Origin of the sequence: Flavobacterium panacagri (assembly GCF_030378165.1) — a bacterium.
GTDB classification, from domain to species: Bacteria; Bacteroidota; Bacteroidia; order Flavobacteriales; family Flavobacteriaceae; genus Flavobacterium; species Flavobacterium panacagri.
Genome location: NZ_CP119766.1, coordinates 1,277,874 through 1,303,148, shown reverse-complemented (window position 1 = coordinate 1,303,148; position 25,275 = coordinate 1,277,874). Strand labels below are relative to the sequence as shown.

17 protein-coding genes and 1 tRNA gene are annotated in these 25,275 nt (G+C 35.3%); 1 reads left to right on the top strand and 17 read right to left on the bottom strand.

Going from position 1 to position 25,275, the window contains the following annotated elements; translation table 11 throughout:
* Positions 1-96: 96 nt before the first annotated feature.
* From pth to P2W65_RS05930, 3 genes are all read right to left on the bottom strand, one after another.
* A complete protein-coding gene (gene pth / locus P2W65_RS05940) occupies positions 97-726 on the bottom strand; it encodes an aminoacyl-tRNA hydrolase (RefSeq protein ID WP_289664176.1) in 630 nt (209 codons plus the stop codon).
* 456 nt (positions 727-1,182) lie between these two features.
* Entirely contained in the window at positions 1,183-1,794 is a 612-nt protein-coding gene (locus tag P2W65_RS05935) for a 50S ribosomal protein L25/general stress protein Ctc (protein WP_142449973.1), read from the bottom strand.
* 97 nt (positions 1,795-1,891) lie between these two features.
* Positions 1,892-2,833, bottom strand: a complete 942-nt coding sequence (locus P2W65_RS05930; protein WP_289664174.1) for a ribose-phosphate pyrophosphokinase — start codon at positions 2,831-2,833, stop codon at positions 1,892-1,894.
* 289 nt (positions 2,834-3,122) lie between these two features.
* On the opposite strand from P2W65_RS05930, the gene P2W65_RS05925 reads away from it, so the two are divergent.
* Positions 3,123-3,202: transfer RNA gene (locus P2W65_RS05925), tRNA-Leu, on the top strand.
* Between the two features lie 126 nt (positions 3,203-3,328).
* On the opposite strand, the gene P2W65_RS05920 is transcribed toward P2W65_RS05925, so the two are convergent.
* The 14 genes from P2W65_RS05920 to P2W65_RS05855 all read right to left on the bottom strand — a co-directional run bounded on the left by P2W65_RS05920 (position 3,329) and on the right by P2W65_RS05855 (position 24,821).
* Positions 3,329-3,790 (bottom strand): OsmC family protein, encoded by a 462-nt coding sequence (locus P2W65_RS05920; protein ID WP_289664172.1) that lies wholly within the window; start codon positions 3,788-3,790, stop codon positions 3,329-3,331.
* A 60-nt stretch (positions 3,791-3,850) separates the two neighbouring features.
* Positions 3,851-5,473 carry a T9SS type B sorting domain-containing protein gene (locus tag P2W65_RS05915; protein WP_289664171.1) on the bottom strand — a complete coding sequence of 541 codons (1,623 nt, stop codon included), beginning with the start codon at positions 5,471-5,473 and terminating at the stop codon, positions 3,851-3,853.
* A gap of 297 nt (positions 5,474-5,770) precedes the next feature.
* Positions 5,771-6,955, bottom strand: a complete 1,185-nt coding sequence (locus P2W65_RS05910; protein ID WP_289664169.1) for an aldose epimerase family protein — start codon at positions 6,953-6,955, stop codon at positions 5,771-5,773.
* A gap of 141 nt (positions 6,956-7,096) precedes the next feature.
* On the bottom strand, positions 7,097-8,605 hold the full coding sequence (gene araA / locus P2W65_RS05905; protein ID WP_289664167.1) for an L-arabinose isomerase: 1,509 nt from the start codon (positions 8,603-8,605) through the stop codon (positions 7,097-7,099).
* Positions 8,606-8,767: 162 nt separating this feature from the next.
* Entirely contained in the window at positions 8,768-9,469 is a 702-nt protein-coding gene (locus P2W65_RS05900) for an L-ribulose-5-phosphate 4-epimerase (protein ID WP_012023205.1), read from the bottom strand.
* On the bottom strand, positions 9,453-11,144 hold the full coding sequence (locus tag P2W65_RS05895) for a ribulokinase (RefSeq protein WP_109191307.1): 1,692 nt from the start codon (positions 11,142-11,144) through the stop codon (positions 9,453-9,455). The genes P2W65_RS05900 and P2W65_RS05895 overlap by 17 nt, the downstream gene beginning before the upstream one ends.
* A 313-nt stretch (positions 11,145-11,457) precedes the next feature.
* Positions 11,458-12,570: a glycoside hydrolase family 43 protein gene (locus P2W65_RS05890; RefSeq protein WP_289664163.1), complete on the bottom strand. Its 1,113-nt coding sequence runs from the start codon at positions 12,568-12,570 to the stop codon at positions 11,458-11,460.
* Between the two features lie 75 nt (positions 12,571-12,645).
* A complete protein-coding gene (locus tag P2W65_RS05885) occupies positions 12,646-14,616 on the bottom strand; it encodes a glycoside hydrolase family 127 protein (RefSeq protein ID WP_289664161.1) in 1,971 nt (656 codons plus the stop codon).
* Between the two features lie 12 nt (positions 14,617-14,628).
* Positions 14,629-15,609 (bottom strand): arabinan endo-1,5-alpha-L-arabinosidase, encoded by a 981-nt coding sequence (locus P2W65_RS05880; protein WP_289664160.1) that lies wholly within the window; start codon positions 15,607-15,609, stop codon positions 14,629-14,631.
* A gap of 97 nt (positions 15,610-15,706) precedes the next feature.
* Positions 15,707-16,663 (bottom strand): glycoside hydrolase family 43 protein, encoded by a 957-nt coding sequence (locus P2W65_RS05875; RefSeq protein WP_289664159.1) that lies wholly within the window; start codon positions 16,661-16,663, stop codon positions 15,707-15,709.
* A gap of 199 nt (positions 16,664-16,862) precedes the next feature.
* Complete coding sequence (locus P2W65_RS05870; RefSeq protein ID WP_289664158.1) at positions 16,863-18,485, bottom strand: arabinan endo-1,5-alpha-L-arabinosidase; 1,623 nt, start codon at positions 18,483-18,485, stop codon at positions 16,863-16,865.
* 11 nt (positions 18,486-18,496) lie between these two features.
* Positions 18,497-20,035 carry an alpha-N-arabinofuranosidase gene (locus P2W65_RS05865; RefSeq protein WP_289664155.1) on the bottom strand — a complete coding sequence of 513 codons (1,539 nt, stop codon included), beginning with the start codon at positions 20,033-20,035 and terminating at the stop codon, positions 18,497-18,499.
* A gap of 140 nt (positions 20,036-20,175) precedes the next feature.
* Entirely contained in the window at positions 20,176-21,735 is a 1,560-nt protein-coding gene (locus P2W65_RS05860) for a RagB/SusD family nutrient uptake outer membrane protein (protein WP_289664153.1), read from the bottom strand.
* A 29-nt stretch (positions 21,736-21,764) separates the two neighbouring features.
* Positions 21,765-24,821: a SusC/RagA family TonB-linked outer membrane protein gene (locus tag P2W65_RS05855; protein ID WP_289664151.1), complete on the bottom strand. Its 3,057-nt coding sequence runs from the start codon at positions 24,819-24,821 to the stop codon at positions 21,765-21,767.
* Positions 24,822-25,275 lie beyond the last annotated feature (454 nt).

The window sequence follows — 25,275 nt, the reverse complement described above, 5'->3', positions numbered from 1 at the left end:
AGACATTTAACTTTGGAATTGAAAATACTATTTCGTTATAATTCAATTTAATTAATTGATAAATCGATTTTTTAAAGATTAAATACTTGGAAATCTTTATTTTCCGTTGAAAGTCGTCATTGTGTTTTCTAAACCGGCAGTTCCGAAAGTTTTGATAATTTCTGCCGAAGTTTCTAAACGCTCTGGAAGTTTCGCTTCTTCTTCAGCATTCCATTCTCCTAAAACATAATCAATCTGCTGGCCTTTTTTGAATTGGTCGCTGATACCAAATCTAAATCGTGTGTAATTTTGTGTGTTTAAAACCAAATTGATGTTTTTCAAACCGTTGTGACCTCCGTCGCTTCCTTTTGGTTTGATTCTGATGGTTCCGAATGAAAGATTTAAATCGTCTGTAATGACTAGAATATTCTCTAAAGGTATATTTTCTTTGTCCATCCAATATTTTACAGCTTTTCCACTTAAATTCATGTAAGTGTTTGGTTTTAAAAGAAAAAAAGTTCTTCCTTTAAACTTATATTCTGCTAATGAGCCTAGTTTTACGGTTTCAAAAGAAAGCCCTTCTTTTTTAGCTAAAAAATCCAGCACTTTAAATCCGATATTGTGTCGTGTATTTACATATTCGGCTCCTATATTTCCTAAACCTACGATTAAATATTTCTTCATATTGTCTTCTATGTTCTCTTCTTTTGGTGTTGATGAAAACAGTTTTGTTATCCATTTTATCATTTGACAAAAATAGGACTAATTATTTTTAACCGCAAAGAGCGCGAAGGATTTACGCAAAGAACACTGAGAAATAGCACACGGATGACACTGATTTGCTATCGCAAAAACGCTGATTTACACGGATTTTATTATAATCCTTTATAAAAGTATTTGTCGATGATTATGTAGATTAAGTTGATTATCTCTTAAAACCCGAGAATCACAAGAACTTACAATCTTATGAAAAAGATTTTTTCTTGCTAGCCCTGACAGAAGCGACATCCTTTTTATCCGCTTTTTAGCGGATGAAAAGATATAGCGGATGGCAGGAATGTCACGTCTTCTGAAAACGAGGAGTTTCTGCTTCTAAAAAAATAACCAAAAAAACTTAGAACCTTAGCCCCTCTGCATCTCAGAACCTTCAAAAAAAAAAGCCCCAATCGTAAGATTGAGGCTTTTTGTATAGAGTGAAAAAAATTATTTTTTCTTTCCTTTTGCAGGAGCTTTTGCAGCTTTTGCAGCTTCTTGAGCAGCTTTCATAGCAGCACGAGAGATTCTCACTTGACAAACAACAGTGTTGTCTGGGTGCATAATTTTGTACTCTGGTTTTCCAACTTTAGTAACGTATAATTTGTTACCCATTTCAAGTGGAGTGATGTCAGCTTCAACAAAATCAGGAAGATTTGATGGTAAAGCTTTAACTTTTAATTTACGTTGGTTCAAACGTAAAACACCTCCCGCAAGAACACCTTTAGATGTACCAACGATTTTTACAGGAACTTCCATTGTGATTTCTTTGTCATCAAATAATTGGAAGAAGTCAATGTGTAAAATTTTGTCAGATACTGGGTGAACTTGAATGTCTTGCAAAATTGCATTGAATGATTTTCCTTTTCCAAGCTCAATCACAACTGTGTGTGCGTTTGGAGTGTAAACCAAGTTTTTGAACGCTGCAGCGTCTGCTGAGAAGTGTACTGCCTGATTTCCTCCGTATAACACGCAAGGAACCGCTCCAGCATTACGTAAGGCTTTAGTTGACACTTTGCCCACGCTTTCTCTTTCTGATCCTTTAATTGTAATCGATTTCATTGTAAAAAAATATAGTTATTAATATAAATATTCAATTTTTGTTTTAAGCCAAAGCCTTGAACTTTAAGCTTTTTAAATATAAAAAGTGTTTACTGTTTTATATTATGAATTTTCCACTGATGGAATTGTTGTGGTGAACCATCTGCATTACTTCTGCAAATAAAGGCGCACAGCTTACCACTTTTATTTTCTTTGATTCTTTCTTTAACGGGATAGAATCGGTAACGATTAACTCTGTTAATTGTGAGTTCTCAATTTTTTCGTATGCTCCACCAGATAATATTGGGTGTGTACAAATCGCTCTCACGCTTAGCGCTCCTTTCTCGATCATAAGGTCTGCCGCTTTCGCTAAAGTCCCTCCTGTATCAATCATGTCATCTACTAAGATTACATTACGACCTTTTACTTCACCAATTAGCTCCATCGTGTCGATAATGTTAGCTGCTTTTCTTTGTTTGTAACAGATTACTACATCTGATTCCAGAAACTTAGAATAAGCATAAGCTCTTTTTGACCCTCCCATATCTGGAGATGCAATGGTTAAATTTTCTAAATTTAAGCTCTGCACGTAAGGCAAAAAGATGGTAGATGCAAATAAATGATCTACTGGTTTTTCAAAGAATCCTTGAATTTGATCTGCATGCAGATCCATTGTCATGATTCTTGTTGCTCCTGCAGCTGTTAATAGATTTGCTACTAACTTAGCTCCAATCGGCACTCTTGGTTTGTCTTTTCTGTCCTGTCTTGCCCAACCAAAATAAGGCATAACAGCTGTAATATGTCTTGCTGATGCACGTTTTGCCGCATCAATCATTAACAACAATTCCATCAGATTATCTGCAGTTGGAAAAGTTGAACACACGATAAAAACGCGCAAACCCCTAATTGATTCTTCGTAAGATGGCTGAAATTCTCCATCACTATACGTTGACATCGTTACTTTTCCTAACGGAATCCCGTAGTCTTTTGCAATTTTTTCTGCAAGATAAACACTTTGTGAACAAGCAAAAATTTTAGCTTCTGGTTCTAGGTGCGACATTGTAATATGTTGTTTTATTCCGTTATACTTATATAATTTGACTTTATCTTTTTCAATAAAGCAAAATCGACATAAATATCTCGGATGTAGTTAGTTGTGTGTGCTTCGTTTTAACGAGCTGCAAATTTATAAAATTTATTGAACACTGAAAGCAAAAAATTAAGTATTTTTAGTAGTTGGTTTAAATTTATTTTTTACATTTGCACCGTGTTAAAGGAATGACATCATTTATGACTTCATTCTATTGCGTTAAAATAACTGATTTATCATTTATTTTTTCGTCTGCTAAGCCCGGATGGCGGAATTGGTAGACGCGCTGGTCTCAAACACCTGTGGGAAACCGTGCCGGTTCGACTCCGGCTCCGGGTACAAAACCTCTTCTTAATGGAAGAGGTTTTTTTTATGCGTTTTTTTTACCACATAAGTTATATAAGTTCATTTAACACAGGGCGTTTTCTACCCAATATTTATATTTACTTATATAGCTTATATGGTTCAAATCTCACAACTCGCCTCATGCAAAACAGGAAAATTACAGGAATTAGCAATAAAACACAATTGATTTGCTTTGTGATGTAATTCTAAAGCCAATTCAACTTTATCTAAATTTGAAATTTTTATTTTAGGATATAATCTTACCTCAACAAAACGCCCGCTTCCATCTGGAGAAACTTCTAAAGTTGCTTCTGCATTATCTGAATATTCTAAAACTTCTATTCCGTTTTGAGAGCAGACATATAAATACGACATCATGTGGCAGGAAACTAAACTGCTCAATAATAAATCTTCAGGATTATATAATGATGGATCTCCTTTGAAAGCTTTTGCTGCCGAAACTTCCAAAACTGGTTTACCTTCAATTTTAATTTGATGACTTTTGCTGTAACTTTTTAAGGATGAATGTTCTTTCTTAGAAGTCCAATTTAATGCTGTTTTGAATAGATGTTTGAATGCCATCTTGTTTTATTTCTATTTATTATTTTTCTATCAATCTTCTTTTTAACAAAAAGCCTTGTTTTACCTTTTTAAAGAAAAATGACCTGAAAAATTAATCTTGTCATTAAATTTTGCTTTAAACCAATAATCATCAGCTGGCAGTGCACTTCCGTTAAAAGAGCCATCCCAGCCTGAATTATTTGCAGATAATTCGGCGATCAATTTTCCATATCTGTCAAATATTGCTATTTTAGAATTTGGATATTTAGCACTGCTTTTTATCTGCCAAAGATCATTAAAACCATCGTTATTTGGTGTAAAAAATTTTGGATAATCAATTATAGTTACTTCTTTCCAATCTTGACCACAGCCTTTTTTATCTCGCATATAGGCAATGTAAATTCCTTCCTGAACCGAAGAGAAATAATTGCTCTGCTGATAATTTATGCCATCTATAGAATATTCCAGATTTCCTTCGGCCGATGGAATAATTTCGATAAAATTATTGTCTGACAATTCCTGATATTTTATTTCTTTAATGGTTGGACGAACAGATCTTACAACCTCAAATTCAAATCTATTTTCACAATAAATATCGTTTTGAATTTTTCCAACTATAAGTGTATATTTTCCTGTACTTGTCAAATTAGCCTTGGATGAATTGGAGACAATATAAGTATTTTGGAATTGCCAAGTGTAGCTATCTAAACTTTCATCTACACTTATAAACACTGAAGCTTCTAACTCACACAAAGAATATACTTTATTAATATTTACTACTGGTAAATCGTTTACCACTAAGTCAAAACTTGTTTCAGAACTACACAAACTATTTAATTCGTTTTCTACTCTCACTTTTATTGTTTGTGATCTTGACTGTGTGTTTTCAAATAAATTGGGCAATGGACTTGGTAATGAATTCCCTTTATCATCAAAATACATTATTTTTAAACCAGATTGATTTCCTATAATTTCACTCGTTAAATCAGAAAGATCAAAAATTCCAAAACCACCTCCTTCATCACAGGTATATTTTGTACAAGGATTCTTGATAATGGGTTGCGAAGTCGTTTTTAAAACCAATGTTGTCTCTGCATAACAACTGGTCAAATTATTTGTGACTCTTACTGTAAGTGTTTCTTGGTTTTTAATTGTATTTGTAAACGGATTAGGCAAAGGACAAGGCAATTGGCTGCCACCTGAATCAAAAAAAGAAACAGTCATATTTTTCTGATTTCCTAAAACAGCGGACTCAATATTTGAGGTATCAAAATATTCAGAAATACCGTCATTATTAGGATCAAAACCCATAAGTTCTTGCAAAGAGTTTGCAATTGGCAATGGATTTACAATTAATTTAAATGTTGATTCTTCACAATGACCTGTGTTTAGATTTGTTACTCTTACTTTTATTATTTCCTCTTTTACAACTAAATTAGTAACTGAGGTTAACACACCAAGTATCTCCTCTCCGTTTTGATGGTAAAATTGGACTTTTAGGTTTGTTGTGTTTCCAACAATCAAATTTTCTACCGCTTTTAAATTGAATTCTGCAAAACCATCAGTATCATTGTCACAAACGTGTAAATCACATAAATTAAGATTAAAAACAAATGGCCTGCTTTCATTTTTCCCACAAGGAAGCCTATCGGTCTTAACAAAATATGCTCCGAAAGTATTGGTTAGCGTTATTTTAGCATTCACATTTTGAAAAAACAGAAAAACCAGGCATAAAAAGGTTTCTTTAAATCTATTTTTTTGATTTATTGACATTTTGATATACGCGTTATTCAATTGAGTTTGTCATGTTTTTACTCAAGCGATTAGCAGGCTGTATTTATTCAAGATTCAAAAGGGGTGATCAAATATAAGAAGTAAAACCAAAGTTGGGCTATAAATCAGTTTAAAGGCAAAAATCATCTATAAAAACAAAAAAACCTCGAAAACTAAATGCTTTCGAGGTTTTTTAAAGAACTAAACTAATTAACAAATTCTAAAAAATTATTTTTGAACTGAAAACTTAAAGGTTGTTTTCGTTTTATAATTTTCTCCCGGGTTTAAAACCGTTGTTGGGAAATTTTTCTGGTTTGGAGAATCCGGATAATGTTCTGTTTCTAGACATAATCCTGTTCTGTGCGCAAAAGTTCCTCCATTTGGCATTGGCAAAGTTCCATCTAGGAAATTTCCAGAATAGAACTGAATTCCCGGTTCGTCTGTTGTCATTTCTAAAACTCTTCCGCTTGCTGCATGATATACTTTTGCAATAATTGTTTTTCCTTTTTCAGGATTATTTAAAACCCAGCAGTGATCGTAACCTTTTCCTTTTTCTAACTGATCATTTTTAGCATTGATGTCTTTTCCAATTAATTTTGGCGTTCTGAAATCGAAAGGCGTACCAGCAACATCTTCTAATTTTCCTGTAGGAATTAGATCTGCATCAACTGGAACTAATTTATCAGCATTTAAAGTCAATTCGTGATCTAAGATTGTTTTGGTAAAATCTCCCGATAAATTGAAATATGAATGCTGTGTTAAATTCACAACTGTTTTTTTATCTGTTGTCGCTTCATACAAAACCTCTAACTGATTGTCATTTGTTAAAGTATAAGTCACAAAAACTTTCAAAGTTCCAGGATAACCTTCTTCCATATCTTTACTTACATAAGATAATTTAAGAGAAGCGTTTTCGCCAGATTTTGCCTCTTCAGCTTTCCAAACAACGTTGAAATATCCTTGCGGACCGCCGTGCAAAGCATTTGGCGCATTGTTGATTGCCAATTGATACTCTTTTCCATCTAAAGAAAATTTCCCTTTAGCAATACGGTTTCCGTATCTTCCAATCAAAGCTCCGAAGAAAGGATTTTCTTTTTCATATTGTGCCAAAGAATTAAATCCGATCACTACATTTTCTGAAACACCAGCTTTATTAGGCACTTTCAAATCTGTAATTCTGCCACCAAAAGTGATGATATCAACTTCCATCCCATTTTGGTTTTTCAGTTTATAACTCTCTACTTTTTCGCCTTTAGCAGTAGTGCCGTATTCCGATTTGTCAATGGTAACTAAATCTTTTCCTTCAGTGGCAACTTTTTCTGTATCTGCTTTTTTATCGCCTTTACATTGAACTGAAACTATAGCAAGACCGAGCATGCTTAGTATGAAAAGAGAGCGTTTTAATACATTCATAAATGATATTTTTTTGGTTTGTAAAAAGTTAAACGTTAGATGTAAAATGTTTAGACATGAAATTTAATCATTTTAAAAATGTAAAAATTACCTTTTTAAGTTTTTTCACATTTTACATCTTACAAATTACATTTTACCGCCTTACAGGCCGTGTTGAAACAAATGGAAATAAGCTTCGTTTGCGTTGATTTTATCTTTAAACTCTCTTACCGTTGTTTTCTCATCAATTACCAACAATTCGATTCCTGCGATATCTGCGAAATCTTCCATAAATTCTGTTGTAATAGATTGGCTGTAAACTGTGTGATGCGCTCCACCGGCTAAAATCCATGCTGTTGCTGCAACTTCAAGGTTTGGTTTACAATCCCAAAGAACACGTGCAACTGGTAATTTTGGTAATTCTGCCATAGGTTTCACCGCTGTAACTTCGTTTACAATTAAACGGAAACGAGTTCCCATATCCACCAAAGAAACATTGATTGCATCTCCTGCTGGAGAGTTGAATACCAAACGAGCTGGATCTTCTTTTCCTCCAATTCCTAATGGATGCACTTCGCAAGAAGGTTTTCCGTCTGCAATCGATGGACAGATTTCCAACATGTGAGACCCTAAAACATATGATTTTTGTGGTGTGAAATGGTACGTATAATCTTCCATAAAAGAAGTTCCGCCTTCCAGACCAACACACATTACTTTTAACGCTCTTACCATTGCTGCAGTTTTCCAGTCTCCTTCTCCACCAAAACCATAACCATCGGCCATTAATCTTTGTGTTGCGATTCCTGGTAATTGTTTCCAAACTCCAAGATTTTCAAATGTATCTGTGAAAGCGCCGAAACCTCCTTCTTCAAGGAAAGCTCTTAATCCTAATTCAATTTTTGCTGCTTCAACCAAAGAACTTCTTTGTGCACCGCCTTCTTTTAATGAATCTGTTAAGTTGTATGATTGCTCGTAAACTGCTAATAAATCGTTTAATGCTGCGTCAGTTACTTTTTCAATATGTTTTGTAACGTCTGATGAATCATATCCGTTTACAGACATTCCAAAACGAATCTGAGCTTCAACTTTATCACCTTCTGTAACGGCAACTTCACGCATATTGTCTCCAATTCGAGCTACTTTTAGGTTTTGAAGTTCATCCCATCCTAAGACAACTCTTGACCAGATTCCTAATTTTTTCTGAACTCTTTCGTCTTCCCAGTGTCCCACTACAACTTTACGTTTTTTACGTAATCTAGACATAATGAAACCAAATTCACGATCTCCGTGCGCAGATTGATTTAAGTTCATGAAATCCATGTCGATACTTCCCCATGGAATTTCAGCATTGTATTGTGTATGCAAATGGCATAATGGTTTTTTAAGGATATTTAATCCGCCAATCCACATTTTTGCTGGAGAGAAAGTATGCATCCAAGCAATAATTCCGATACAGTTTTTCTCTGAATTTGCAGCCAAACAAACATCTAAAATCTGCGATGGCGATTTTACCACATCTTTGTAAACTACTTTTACCGGAATTGAAGACGAAGCGTCTAATCCTTTTGCAATTATCTGAGAATGTTCTGCTACTTTTCTAAGCGTTTCTTCACCATATAATTCCTGGCTTCCTACTACAAACCATACTTCTTTTTGAGATATATCAATCATGTCTTTTGTTTATTTTGTTTCAGGTTTCAAGTTGTTGGAATCTGAAAACTCGATTTGTTATTTTATTATTTTGTTTTGTTTGTTTCAAGTTCCAGGTTTCAGGTTTCAGGTTACGCTCCAACAACTTGAAACAAAATAAACCTAAAACCTGAAACAAAACTTTTACTGTCCGTAATACGAATCTTTTCCGTGTTTGCGGTTGTAATGTTTCTTAATTAATGAATCTTTTAATCTTGGCGCGTTTGGGTTGATTTGTAAAGTCAGGTACGCCATTTCTGCCACAACTTCTAGAACTTTACTGTTGTAAACTGCTTTTGCAGCGTTTTTTCCCCATGCAAATGGCCCGTGATTTCCAATCAAAATCATTTCCACTTCTTCATAAGAAAGATTTTTTTCTTTGAAACAATCTAAAATCTGAATTCCAGTATTGTGTTCGTAGTTTCCTTCGATAAGAGAATCTGCCATTGGTGGTGCGCACGGAATATCAGCCGTTAAATGATCGGCGTGTGTTGTTCCGAAAATTGGAATATCCAATTGAGATTGTGCCCAAGCAACAGAATAGGTTGCGTGCGTATGCGCAACACCTCCAATATTTGGCCAATGTTTGTATAAATAAGCATGCGTTTTTGTGTCAGACGACGGACGCATGGTTCCTTCAATAACATTATTATCAAAATCGACAATTACGATATCTTCTGGTTTTAAATCTTCGTACGGAACACCGCTCGGTTTAATGGCAAAAACACCATTTTTTCTATCCACGGCGCTCACGTTTCCAAAAGTGTATACTACCAAATTCAATGCATTTAACTGCATATTGGCTTCGTAACATTCTTGTTTTAAATCTTTATAAAGAGAGCTCATGTTGCGATATTTTTAAGTTTGGATCTGCAAAAGCACTTAATTTTTCGTACCCTAAAAGCAGTTTATGATAGGCTTCAACTTTGTCTGTTTGAGGGAAATATTCTCCATCAAAATCACTTCCTATTTTCTGGCTTGCTTCAATTACGTTTGGATAAATTCCAGCTGCAACGGCTGCGTAAATTGCCGCTCCTAAAGCAGGAGTCTGGTCTGAAGCTGCAATTTTAATTGGCTTGTTTAAAACGTTAGCCAAAGTCTGCATAATGAAAGGAGATTTTCTAGCAACACCACCGATACCGATTACGCTGTCAATTTTTACGCCTTCTTCTTCAAAACGGTCTACAATTTTCTTCGCTCCAAAACAGATTGCGTTTACTAAAGCTTTAAAAATATGAGGTGCTTTTGTTCCTAAAGAAAGGTTTGAAATCGCGCTTTTTAATTCTTGGTTGGCATCTGGAGTTCGTCGCCCGTTAATCCAGTCTAAAGCAATTGGAAGACTTTCTGAAACAGGGATTTTCTCCGCTTCTTTCGTTAATTCCACGATTAATTTATCGCTGAATTCTTCTCTTAACTGTTCTTTTTGAGCATCATTTAAAACAGAAGAAGTTTGTAATAAATGCTCTGTCGGCCACATTAAAAGTTCTTTGTACCAAGCCAATAAATCGCCAAAAGCAGATTGTCCTGCTTCAAGACCAATAAAGCCTGGAATTACAGAACCATCAACTTGTCCGCAGATTCCGCGAACTGTTTTTGTTCCCACTTCATCATAAGAACCCACTAGAATATCGCAGGTTGAAGTTCCCATAACACGAACTAAAGCATTCTCTTCGATTTTAGCTCCAACCGCTCCAGAATGCGCATCGAAAGTTCCAACAGCTACAACTGTTTCAGTCGAAAGTCCTAAACGGTCTGCCCATTCTTTGCTTAGTTTTCCGGCAACTAAATCTGATGTATACGTTTCATCGTATAAATTTCCGCGAAGCTGTGCTAAATAGGGATGTAATTTTTCTAAGAACTCAACTGGTGGCAATCCGTTCCAGTCTGTGTGCCACATGGCTTTATGTCCTGCTGCACAACGGCTTCTTTTGAACGTTTTTAAATCTTTATCTTCAATTAACAAATACGTCATTAAATCGCAGTGCTCCATCCAAGTGTGTGCTGCATTTCGAACCGCTTCGTCTTCTCTTGCAATGTGAAGGATTTTTGCCCAAAACCATTCCGAAGAATAAATTCCTCCAACGTATTTTGTTACGTCTTCTCCGCCCCAGCTTACTGCCAGTTCATTGATTTCGTTTGCTTCATTTATTGAAGTATGGTCTTTCCATAAAACCATCATCGCATTTGGGTTTTCTTCAAAACCTTTTGTCAATGCTAATGGCGTTCCGTCTTTTGTAACTGGAACTGGAGAAGATCCAGTAGTATCAATACAAATTCCTTTTACTAATGAAGGATCAACTTTACTTTCTTTAACTACATTTTGAATTGTAATTTCCAAACCTTCGATGTGATCCAAAGGATGCTGGCGAAATTGGTTTATAGAGGCGTCACAATATTGCTTGTTTTTCCATCTTTTGTAATGAGAAACATTGGATGCCAACTCCTGTCCATTTTCAGCGTCTATCAGCACCGCGCGAACAGAATCTGTTCCGTAGTCCAATCCTATTACATAATTTTTCATTCTATTTCTTTTTTAAAATATTGACAAATATAGAGATAATTATTTTATAAGTGTATAAAAAACACTTAACAAGTTTGAGCTCTTTAATTTTTACAAAAAATGCATCAAAACAATGGTTTATGATTAAAACCAAAAATAAATGTCAGCATTACATTTATTATGCTGCGATTATTTCATATTAATTTTCAAAACCGTAACTGAATAGGACGGAAAATCATATTGTAGTTTACTTCCTGCCACTTTAAACCGACTTTCTTTCATACTGATTTTTGTTGACGATGCAAATGAATTTTCGTCAGTGCTAGTTGAGCTTTTAGTTAAATTTAAATATTGGCGTACCGTTTTCATCAAATTTTACTTGCAGCATTCTCGCATGACGATTAGGATCATATAAAGGGTCTGCAATAATTTCTTTCAACGGTCTTTTATCTGTCGCAGGCACAACTTTTGGATCACCAACAGCTTTTTCATAATCCCTTGCATGATAAATCAGTAAAGGCTCTCCATTCTCATCTACGGTGAATGAGTTATGCCCTGGGCCATAAATTTTTTTTGCTTCATTGGTTTTTAATACTGGATATCTGGATTTTTTCCATGAATTTCTGTCTAGTAAATCAGCATTTTCATCTGCTTCCATCATTCCCATACTGTAACAAGAACCAGTAGCACTTGCTGAAAAAGTAATGTAAATTTTACCTTTGTTTTTAATAACTGCAGGGCCTTCATTTACCCAAAAACCTACACGTTCCCAATCATAATCAGGAGTTGTTAGCATGAATTGAACTGTTTTTAGTTTTATGGGTGATTCCATTTCGGCTAAATACAAATTAGAAGCCGCGAATTGCCCACCTGTTTTTTCTGCCCAACAGAAATAGCGTTTATTTTTATGCTCAAATACAGTCCCGTCAAGAGAAAAATCTGTGAAGCTTTTTGGATCTGCATCAGCTGCCTGCATTTGCCCAAGTTCAATCCACTTGTCATGTAATGGATCCTGACCTTTACATTCCAAAACATAAGGTCTCAATCTCCAAATATCGTCTTCTTCGCTTGCTGCAAAATACACGTACCATTTTCCGTCTAAATAATGAATTTCAGGAGCCCAAACATGACGGCTCATCGGTCCGCTTTTATGTTTTTCCCATACCCTAAAGGTTTCAGCCTTTTGAAGTTGATCAATAGACTTTGCACGTCTTAACTCAATAGCGTCATAGGTAGGTACCGATCCTGTAAAATAGTAGTATCCATCTGTATGTTTATAGATAAAAGGATCTGCTCTTTGCAACACAATAGGTTTGTTTGTTAAGTTTGTTTTTGTAATAGTCACTTCTTCAGACAACTTTTTTTCTGCTTTTTTATCCGTGCAGGAAGAAACACTTACAAAAACAGCGGCAGAAAGCACCAGATTTTTTAATATGTTTGTTTGCATGTTATATTTGTTTGTTTGAATTTAATTTATTTGTGAAGAATTTAGACTTTCAATATTTATTCTATTTTTCTAACGTCAGTTTCTAAAATCAATCCACACCTTCATCTTTCCTACACCACGATTTGACCAAGAATAATACGGAATAGCTTTAAATTTTGAATTTTCTATAACATTTACGCCTTGCAATAAATTCATTTCTTTTCTCACTTTAAAAGTATCCGAAGCCGAAATATCAATTTTATCAAAATTGGTTTTATTGTCAATTTCTTCAATCGCATAGACTAATGGACCATATTCTAAAGAGACTTTATTTTTATTGGTTTCTACCTTAGAATTCGTTTCTACTTCCTGAACTTCCATTGGGAAATTAAGCGCTATTTTGTCTCCTTTTTTCCAGTTTCTTGTTACGTTGAAATAACCATTTTCGGGCTCAATAGCCACTATTTCTCCATTTACAGTAATTGTTGGCTTTTGATTTGAAGCTTTCTTATATGCATATAAATCTCCTGGCAAAACTTCATTCCTAGCCCAGCCTGGAACGCGAAGTTTAATAGTGAATTTGCTTTCTTTTTTAGGATTTACAGAAATGCCCACTTTTCCGTTCCAAGGATAAGAAGTCTGCTGTGAAATCTGTAAATCGGTTTTACCTAATGTGAAAGAAGCTTGGTTTGAAGCATATAAGTTCACATATAAATCATTCTTCGTTTTTGAATAAATTAATCCCGGAATTGACGGTATAAAACGAATCAAATTAGTCGGACAACAGGAACAATCAAACCATGCCTGACGTGTGCAGGAACCTCTGTTAGATTTATAAATACCATCTGCTTCTAAGGCATTTGGATAGAAAAATTGTTTTCCGTCAAGCGAAATTCCTGAAATTAATCCGTTGTACATCGTTCTTTCGATCACATCAAAATACTGTGATTTTCCGTATAAACTGTGTAATCTATGATTCCAATACACATCTCCAATTGCCGCACAAGTTTCGTTGTAAGCTGTTAAGTTTGGTAATTCATAGTTTACTCCAAAAGCTTCGCCATCATGTCTAGAACCAATTCCACCTGTGATGTACATTTTTTTGTTTACCATGTTTTCCCATAAATTATTTACGGCATTTTCATAAGCTTTGTCTTTCGTCAACGCCACAATATCTGTCATTCCTGCATACATATAAACAGCTCGAACGGCGTGCCCAACAGCTTCTTTTTGTTCTATAACTGGCATGTGATCCTGAGCATATTCTCCATATAATTTGTGATTTTTTGGATTTCCGCGATTGTCCAGATAATATTTTGCCAATTTCAGATAATCTTCTTTTCCTGTAATCTGGTATAATTTCAACAATCCCGTTTCTACAATCTGATGTCCTGGAACACCTTGGACTTGTCCTGGGTTATCACCAAAAGTTCTTACCAGCATATCTGCTGCTTTTATGGCAATATCCAGAAAATTGGTTTTTCCTGTTGCTTCATAATGTACGATTGCTGCTTCGATCAAATGCCCCGGATTGTACAATTCATGGCTGATCTGCAAAGATTCCCAACGCTTTCCTTCTATTACAGGCACCCATGGTGCAGGTGGTTTCGCAGGATTTATAGTTCTCCACGTTGTAATATAGCCATCTGGTTCCTGGCCAATTTTTACAATCGCAATCATCGAATCCAGCACTCTTTCTAATTTTGGATTTGGAGCACTGATTAAAGTATTTGATGCTCCTTCAATTATCTTATAAACATCAGTATCATCAAAAGGCATATCACCTCTAACTTTCCCTGTTTTTTGTTTTCCAGCAATTAAAAAATTCTCAAAACGGCCTTCTTCATCACATTTTTTGATGGCATATTCGATCGTAATTTCCTGTACTCTCTTGATAATTGGCAGCCAAAAAGAATCTGTTAGTTTTACATTTTGAATGTTAACTGGTTCGATTTCATAACCTGCTTTTAAAACTGATGTTTTATTTTGCACCACATCATTTTTGATTTCTTTACAAGAAGCCAAAATAAGAAGTGATATGAAAATTGGTAAATTGTATTTCTTCATTGTACTTGTATTCTATTTTAAAACAGGCCATAAATCGGCATCCCATTTAATTTCTTTGACCACCAATCTTGGTGTTCCATTGGTTTTCTTTTCGTAAGCATGATAAAATATGTAGTCTTTTCCATCAAAAGTGTAAGCGCTGTTATGGCCTACGCCAAAATAATTTTCATCACCTTGGACGACTAAACTTCCGCCACCCTGATCAAGTGTTTTTCCTTCTTTATCTAAATAAGGTCCCTTTACACTTTTAGATCTTCCAACAACCACTTTATAAGTGCTTTTTTCTCCGCGGCAGCATAAATCCCAAGAAAGAAATTGATAGTAATAACCATTTTTTTTAAAGATAAAAGGAGCTTCAAGCGCGCCATCTCCAGGATCTGAGTCTGCTAATTCGAACGATCTTTTACGTTTTGCAATCGTATGCCATTCCTGTGGTTCTGCAATAGACTTTAAGTCAGAATTTAGCTTCACTAATTTCAATCCTTCCCAAAAAGAACCAAAAGAAAGCCAGGGTGTATTGTTTTCATCAAAAACCAAATTCGGGTCAATGGCATTCCACATATCACGATTTGGCTGCGATTGAATCACAATACCCTGATCTACCCATTTGTAATTTTTATCTTTTGAATCTAAAGTAGTATTAGTCGCAACGCCAATCGCCGAAGTATTTTTCGCGAAGGCGGAAACTGAATAATATAAATAATAAGTATTATTGTGAAACGAAATATCTGGCGCCCAAATATGATTTTTAAAATCGGTGGCAACCCCATCTGCCCAAACGGGTTTTTCTTTGAAAACCTGTGCCTCTGGATTCCATTTTTTTAAATCTTTAGAACTGAAAACACTGATTCCTTTTCCGGTACAAAAGAGGTAATAAGTATCTTTTTGCTTTATAACAACGGGATCGTGTACTACAATTTCCTGTGCCATAACTACCGAAGTGATCAGCATTAGAAAAATCAAAATTGTATATTTTATGTTTTTGTGAACCATATAAGTGATATAAGTAAATTTAAGTTTTGTGTTGACTCAAAACTTTTTTAAATCATATAAGCGAAACGAATACTAATAACTGATAAATGAACACGAATTACTGAATTCCCTCAGATGTCATCACAACTCTTTTCATAGTTCCGTCCTTGTTATAAAATAATTTATCTACACAAACCGATCTTCTAAAACTTCCTCCATGCGGAATTGACGCTCCATTATGATAAATGAAATACCACTGTCCTTTAAACTCAATTATAGATTGATGGTTGGTATTGCTGTTTCCAGCGATTTCATTTAAAATTCCTTTAAACTCCCATGGCCCTGTAATCGATTTACTCATTGCATAGGCAATCTTTTCAGGAAATTCGTAAGCATATGATAAATAATACCAGTCTTTGTTTTTGTGAATCCATGGTGCTTCGGTAAAATTCGGCATTTTTATATGATGGATTTCTCCGTCTATTTCGGTCATATTTTCTTTTAATTTGGCGTAATGACAGGCAGTATTTCCCCAAAATAGATAGGCTTGACCATCAACATCAATAAAGACTGTTGGATCAATATCGTCCCAGCTTATATCGCTGAATTTGGTCATATCGTTGGTAATTAGCGCTTTTCCTAATGCATCTTTAAAAGGGCCGAGCGGATTATCTGCAACAGCAACTCCAATCGATTTTCCTTGTACAGAACTGTGTTCAACTGTTACATACCAATAAAATTTTCCGTTTCTTTCTATTACCTGCGAAGCCCAGGCATCACTTTTTGCCCACTTGAAATCAGTTACTTTTAAAGGCACAGGATGCGATTCCCATTTTTTCATATCAGAAGAAGAATACACCAGCCATTCATTCATCTTATAAAAATGAAAATCATTTGGCGCTTCATCATGACCAGCATATAAGTACACTTTATCTTTATAAACAAATGCTGCTGGATCTCCCGTATATTTATCTTTAATAATTGGATTATTAAATTTAGATGGATCGACTTGAGCAATGGTTTTACACGAAATAATTAAAGACAAAATGGACAGGCTTTTAAGTAAATTCCTCATTATGATATCGTTTTTATATTTTTTGCCATCAATTGCACCAATTTTCACGAATTAAAATTTGTGGAAATTGGTGTAATTCACGGCTTATTTTTTCTCTCGCAGATTATGCGGATTGAGTGAGAGTTATTTTAATCTTTTTAATCCTTTAATCTGTGGTTATTATCTAATACATGGAATTTGATATTTAAAAATTGGGGGGTTAGTTTATTTTTTTACCCCAAACAGCTAATCCCGCACTGTTGATTCCTGTATAACTTAATGTCACTTTTCTGGTTGCCGATTCCCAATCCCACGCATCGACTACATTACATTTCACTCCGTTTATAGTTGCAATTTTTTTTGCTGAATCATAAGACCATGTTCCTGTTATATCACCGCTTACTTTTTTATCGGCAGTTAAAAAAATCGTAACTGCTTTCTGCATGGTTTTGTATTGGTAATTCATCGTGATTTGTTCCCAAGTTCCTACGAGATTTCCCTCTGCAAAAGTTGTTGTTGGCACACCCGCATAACGTTCTGGTTCTATTACAGGCCAGCCGTCTTCTGTCCATTGAATACCGTGAACATGTCCCATCATGACAGCATTTGAAACATTAATTCCTGCAACTCCTTCTGGTAAACGTGCCTGCGAAGCGTAAAACCATTGTTTGGTTGTCGGATTTTGAAAAATAGCACAATGCGCAAATCCAACCCAGCCGGTATGGTTTTTAAATTGATATGGATGTGTTACTAACGGATAACATTCAGCACCGTTTGTAATACTCATTCCTGTATTAGTCACGTATGGACCAAGAATGTTTTTGGAACGGGCTACACGGGTGTTATAAGCAACTGATAATTCGTCATAGGCCAAAAACAAATAATAATATTGTGTGTCTGGATTGTAGATAATTTCAGGTCCTTCAAGTGCCTGCCAGCGGTTGGTATTTACATTTCCTCGGCCTGCAATTCGAACTCCGTAATCATCTATCGTTTTTAGTTTATCCGGTTTTCCTGTTATTGGATTTAATTTCAAAGCAGCAATTCCCGAATGCCAAGAACCATAGATTAGATATTGTTCGCCTTCTGGGGTTTCAATAAAACTCGGATCAATGGCGTTGAATTTAAAATAAGCATCCCAGTCGTTTCCTCCATTTCGAATATAACTTTTTACACCGTCTGGTTCTGAACAAACTACCATTCCTTTATCCTCCCAGTTATTAGAAGCTAAATCCGTTGTTTCCGCCAAACCTATAAAAGCACGCTCTGTCCAAGATGTGTTAGTGTCGGTTCCAGTAATTGGATTCGTAACCACAATGCTGTAATACATTCTGAAAACATTCCCCACTTTTCGAACACATGGAGCCCAAAATCCGTAACTCGGATTTGTTATTGGAGGAAGTGCCGGATTCATTCTTGCTCTTTTATTATTTAAAGAATCCTTTACCCAAGCTGGAGCCTGAAGCATGGAAGGCCCCATAAATTCCCAGCTGATTAAATCTTTTGATCTTCTATAGAAAAAATGTCCATTGCCGTCATGTGCATTTCCGTACGAAGCATCGGTTTGATACATATAATAATATTCTCCTGATTTTTCTACTGAGGGATCGTGCACGTTTGCCAGATTCCATTGTGATCTATTTGCCCATCCTGCAAATGAAGTATAATTGTCTGCGTAAGTTGGCCCATTAAATGTTGGCGTTACTACTGGCGGATCAACTACTACTGGCGGATCTGGTTCTTCCAACGCAGGATCGTCTTTGGAACAACTAGTTAATAAAACCGCTGCCATAAAAAATCCGATGAAAGGAATGATTTTTAAATTGAAGTTTTGTTTTTTCATCTCCTTCTATTTTATTTTCCTTCTAAAACAACTACTGAAAAAGGAGGAATTGTGATTTCAAGTTTTCCTTTTTTGTTTTCAAAACCTTTAAAAGCTGTTGGAACAATTTTATTTGGTGATTCGAATGAATTGTAATCTTGTAATTTAGCTGATGTTATTACAGTTCCTGTGAAGTTTTTCACGCCCAAATTGTTTACATCAATTTCGATTTTGTTCTTATTTTTTGCATCCACATTCACTAATGAAATATGAATCGCTCCATTTTTATCTTTTGATGCTGATGCTGAAACTGCTGGAAGTTTTTCTCCGTTAAATGTATAATCTGGTGATGTAAAACTTACTGGCAGCAATTTAGCATCCTGATGAACACTGTACATTTTCATAACATGATAGGTTGGCGTCACAATCATTTTAGCTTTATCTGTAAGGATTACGGCTTGTAACACATTAACACATTGCGCTAAGTTTGCCATACGAACTCTATCAGAATGATTATTGAAAATATTTAGTGTTGCTCCAGCTAAAACAGCATCACGCATGGTATTCTGCTGATATAAAAATCCTGGATTCGTTCCTTTTTCTACTTCATACCAGCCTCCCCATTCGTCAACAATCATGGCTACTTTTTTCTTTGGATCGTATTTGTCCATAATAGCTGAATGTTTGGTAACTAATTCTTCCATTTTTAGAGCCGACTGCATCGTTTTGAAATATCCTTCTTCAGTAAAATTTCTATCGTCTCCTTTTTTACCCCAGTCAATTACAGCATAATGGTGAACTCCCACTCCGCCTAACATATTTAGTGGAATGCCTTTCATTAAAACTTCTGTCCAATTGTAATCAGAGCTGTTTGATCCTGAAGCAATACGTGTGATTCCTCCAGTATTTTCCCAGTCTGACATGAAAGTGGCATATTTGCGATATTCTCCTGCATAATATTCTGCGGTCATATTTCCTCCGCATCCCCATGCTTCATTTCCAATTCCCCAGTATTTGACTTTCCAAGGTTCTTTTCTTCCATTTTTTTGACGTAAATCACTCATCGGACTTTTACCACTGAAGTTTGTGTACTGAACCCAGTCGGCTAATTCCTGAACTGTTCCGCTTCCTACGTTTCCAGATAAATAAGGTTCTGCTCCTAAAAGTTCACACATATTCAGGAAATCGTGTGTTCCAAAACTGTTGTCTTCGGTTACGCCCCCCCACCATTTGTTTACAATAGTTGGTCTTTGTTCTTTTGGTCCGATTCCGTCTTTCCAATGGTAAGTATCAGCAAAACAGCCTCCCGGCCATCGTAAATTTGGAATTTTCAACTCTTTTAAAGCCTTAATAATATCATTTCTTACTCCGTTTGTATTTGGAATTTTCGAAGTATCACCCACAAAAAATCCTCCATAAATACAACGTCCTAAATGCTCTGCAAAATGACCGTAAATATTTTTGTCAATTGTTGGCGCATCGGCCGTATTTTTAATGGTAATTGTGGTCTGCGCGAAATTTAACTGACTGCAAAACGTAATAAGAAATGTAATTAAAACTGCTTTTTTCATAGTGGTTTTTTAGTTATAATATCATGTGAAGATTTTTAAGCCTTCACATGATATCAAGATTCAAACTAACTCAAATTTATTTTTTAACCTCCGTTTTCAGCCACAGTATACAAGTTCGACTGAGAACTGAGACTTTAAACTTAATAACTGTCATTTTGTTTTGTTCCTGGATTGTTATCCATTTCCAATTGTGGAATCGGGAAATATTCTCTTCCTTTTGTATAAGAATTGAATTCTGCATCTCTTGATTTTAACCATGCCAGCTTTGTTGGATTATCCAGCCAACCCCAGCGACGAATATCATCAAAACGATGTCCTTCAAGAGGGAATTCCAAAAATCTTTCGTGACCAATCTGTTCTCTCATCTGCTCCTGGTTCATTCCTGGTTTTGTTGTCGATAAGTCTGGAAGATTTACTCTGTTTCTTACCATTTGAATATAAGTATAAGCTCCTGGTGTATCGCCTGTTTCGTTCAAACATTCTGCATACATTAAAAGGATATCTGCATATCTCAATAAACGCTCATTGATTCCAGAACGCCAATCGTATTCGTCTGCAAATTCACCATCAGAATTTTGGTATTTTCTGCAAAAAAGATCATTAAGATCGGCAGGACTTGAAGCGTAGAAAGTCGCAAAATCTTTCCCGTATAATTTTGTTCCTGGTTTATTGTAGAAAATAGTAGCGTCTAAACGAGGATCGTCTTCTCCAGTTCTTGTTTTTTCTTCTTTAAATTCATTAAACAATGCCCAAGTTGGCTGTACGTCTGTCCATCCGAAAGCACGTGGTGCATAAGTAATTGCTCTAGCCGATGTTTTCCCCCAGCCTGAAGCAGGAGCACCTCCCCATCCTAAATCAACTCCACCAGCATCACGGCTGAATTGCACTTCAAAAAGAGATTCTGAATTGTTTTCATTCGCTGTCGTAAAGTTGTCTCTATAATTAGCAACCAAAGAATAAACACCCAAATCGATCACTTGTTTAAAAGTAGTTCTTGCATTTGCAAAATCTTTAGTGAACAAATAAGCTTTTCCTAAATATCCTAAGGCTGCACCTTTTGTCGCACGACCTTTTTGTCCTGCATCTAATCCCGAAACTCCAGTATAAGAATTTGGGAGTAATTCAGCAGCTGTTTTAAAATCTGCTATAACCTGCGTCCATCCTTCTTCTTGGGTTTTCTGCGGATAATAAACTGCTAATTCTGTTGGAACTGGAACGTTCTTAAACATATTTACAGCATGGAACAAGAACAAACCTCTTAAAAAATAAGCCTGTCCTAAGATTCTGTTTTTTAAAGCTTCGTCTTTAAATTCAATTCCTGGCACGCTTGTCAATACCTGATTTGCACGATAAATTCCCTGATAGTATGTTTCGTAAGCCCATCCGTAGATCGCTGCATCAGCAACATTTGAGTTGAAATGTCCAACATTATACATAGAACCCCATGGACTGTTTGTTCGGGAATCGTCTCCCTTTACATCCAGCAATAATGGTGTACTTCTCATGTAAGTCCCGTCTGTCAATAAACTTCCGTATGCTGCATTTACTCCTTTCAATGCATCATCATCTGTTTTCCAAAATGAATCAACTGCATCATTATTAGGATCTAGCTGAGTCAAATCTTCATTATCAACACAGCTTGTTGTTACCAAAGCCAGTGAAAAAAAAACAGTTATATAGTTAAAAAATTTAGATTTCATTTTAATACGTTTTAATGGTTAGACCTATTTTAGAAGCTTACTTCTACTCCTAAAGAAATTGTTCTCGGATTTGGGAAAGATCCTGCATCATATCCTCTCGAGATTAATCCGTCGCTATTAAAATCTGGATCATATCCTTTGTATTTAGAAATAATCAGCAGATTTTGACCATTCAGGTAAACCTTTGCTTTTTGAATAAATTTATCTTTCAGCGGAATGTTATAGCCAATTTCCATAGTTTGCAGTTTCACATAATCACCGCTTTCGATAAATCTGTTAGAGTCTCTGCTGTTTCCGTTTGGATCTCCAATAACCGGAGCAGGAACATTTGTATTCGTATTGGTTGGTGTCCAATAGTTCAGTTCGTCTGTATGATGGTTCGTATATTGACCAATCATTAAATTTCGGTACATTGCATTAAATACTTTGTTACCGCCTGCTCCCTGCCAAAACATTGAAAAATCAAAGTTGGAATAAGAAGCGCTGAAATTAAATCCGAAACCATATTTAGGAATTGTTACTCCTTGGAAAGTTCTATCGGCATCTGTAATGATTCCATCTCCATTTACATCTCTAAATTTAATATCTCCCGGAGCTGCACCTGTTTGTGTTGGCGAAGCCGCTACCTCAGCCGCATTTTGGAAAATTCCAATTGCTTCCCAAGCAAACATTTCACCAACAGATCTTCCTACTTCTGTTTTAGAAACTGCGCCATAAATAGGATTTCCGTTTACACCAATTTTAGTCACTTCATTTTTAAGTGTTCCAAAGTTGGCTGAAATATCATATTTGAATTTATGATGATGATTGCTGTAAGCTGCTGTAAACTCTACCCCAGTATTTTTCATTGATCCCGCATTTGTTGTCACACTTGCCGGAAATGCACCTGTTGAAAAAGGAAGCGGCACGCCTAATAATAAATCATCCGATTTTTTAATGAAATATTCTGCTGTAAACTGTAAATCATTGTTTAAGAAACCTAATTCTATACCAACATTTGAGTTTATCGATTTTTCCCATTTTACATTAGGATCAAGCGCTGCTACTACAGTTGTTCCTGGAGCAAGCTCATTATTAAAATCGTAACCCGCAAAACTGTTTACTGTTGAGGCGAAGAAATATTGAGAAATGGTATTGTTCCCTAATGTACCGTAACCTCCTCTAAGTTTAATGTTGCTTATCCACTCTGGCAATGTCCAAAATTTCTCATTGCTGATTTTCCATCCTCCTGAAAAAGAATAAAAATTTGCCGAATTATTTTTTTCGCTGAAAAGAGACGTTTTGTCTTGTCTAAAGTTAGCCTGCACTAAATATCTGTCATCAAAAGAATAATTTAATCTGCTAATATAAGATACTCCAGTAATCGTAAATTTATACTCCGACGCATTTCTGGCATCAGCATATTGAAGCATTGGTATTTCCCCTGGAGTGTAACCTACACCTCTCATATTATACCTATGATAGTCTCTTTTTTCTTGAATCCAACCTGCAAGAGCATCAAATTTGTGCTTGCCAAGAGTAACTTCATAAGTCAATAGATTGTTCAAAAACGTTCTTAACTCATTTCCAGTCTCAACATCCAAAGACGCTTCATCATTTGTTGTAATATAATACCAGCCTAAATCACTTGGCGGAATAAATTTTCTGTTTTCCCAGTCTGTTCTGTCATAACTTACATCCAATTTGTATTTAAGTCCTTTCACTATTTCAATTTCTCCCCATACATCTCCTATGAAACGGTTTCTTTTCCCATTGTTATCAATCAGATTATTGTATCCAATTGGATTCATAGAAATAGCTCTCTGCGTCAGGTTATCTGTACCTCCATAACCACCTAGTCTGTTTGAATCGTAAACTGGCATAGTAGGGACTGCACCTAAAATATCGCTGACAACAGTCTGCCCAGCATTATATTCATTAAAAATCTCCTTATCAGATTGTGTATAAGCTATTTTTGCACCATACTTAAATTTTCCTTTTTTACCATTTAAATTTAAGTTGGTTGATAATCTCTCATAGTCCTGAGGCGTTTTAATGTAACTTGTATTTTTAAAGTAATCAACATTAAAACTGTAAGCTATACTTTCTGCACCTCCAGTAAATGTTAAAGCTTGATTTTGTACAACACCAGTTTGGAAAGATTCTTTCTGCCAATCTGTATTAACATTTGAAATATAATAAGGGCTTGTTGGATCATTTCCTGGAGCAATGCTTACTGGAACTCCTGCTCTAATGTCTCTGTTACGTTCTGCTTCGCTGGTAATTTTTTGATATCCTACACGATCGGTAACATCCCATTTTTTAGCTACATTTTGAAGACCAACAATAGACTTGAATTTAACGTCCATTTTTCCAGCCTTACCTTTTTTAGTAGTAATAATTACAACTCCATTTGCACCACGCACACCATAAATCGCTGCCGAAGAAGCGTCTTTAAGAACTTGCATCGATTCTATTTCTCCTGGAGCAAAATCATAAGGTGAATCGACCATAATTCCATCAATCACAAAAAGTGGATTATTATTGCTAAACGAAGTTATACCTCTAATTTTCACATTTACAAAGCCTCCAGGCTCTCCTGATGACTGCACCGTAACTCCCGGAACCTGACCTTGAAGCATTTTTGCTGCGTCATAGGTAACTACCTTTTTTGCCGATTCTAAATTTACAACGCTCACAGAACCAGTTAAGTCTGATTTCTTTTGAGTTCCGTAACCAATTACTACTACTTCGTTCAATTTATTAGTGTCTTCTCCCAAAGAAACGTCTATTTTGGATTGACTTCCTACGACTATCTCTTTGTTTTGAAATCCTATAAATGAAAAGACTAAAACATCTCCAGAAGATGCATTAATCGAGTATTCTCCATCGAATCCAGTTGAGGCCACTGTTTTGGTTCCTTTAATCATAATGTTTACACCTGGAAGAGGCAAATTGTCCTGCGCAGATGTAACAACTCCGTTAATCGTTTTGCCCTGAGCCGACATTTGATTAACTGAAAATAACAGCATTAAAACTGCTAAAATCCATTGTGTTTTTGGCAATAGAAAATTGCAATACAAAACTAATTGTTGCTTAGTTCTCATAGTGGTTGGTTTAAGGTTGGTTAGTTGTTTAGTTAATAAGTGTTAATCTTACATTTGTAAATTTAACTAAAAAAAAACCACGAAAACAAATTAATATCACAAAAAAAAGCTTCAAAAAAAACACATATCATAAATTAAGTGTTTAATTAACATTTAAAATTTAGTGGTTTTTTCAAAAAAAAGAAGCTTTTTACAGTTTTAATTGTGTAAAAAATACACTTTTTAAAAAAAAGCTCATTTTTAATCAAAATTTGAAACGATTAAAAAAATAACAAATAATCTGTTTTTTAATAGCTTAAATTCAAAAAAAAAAATATTTTGTAAGTAAATTACTGTTTATTTTTAGGCGTTTTTAAAAAAATTGATCTTGTTTTACATAAAAACTATCCTTTACTGTCCTGTTTTTTTCTTAAAAAAATCTTAAAATAAAGTTTTGAATGTTATTTTTATGTAA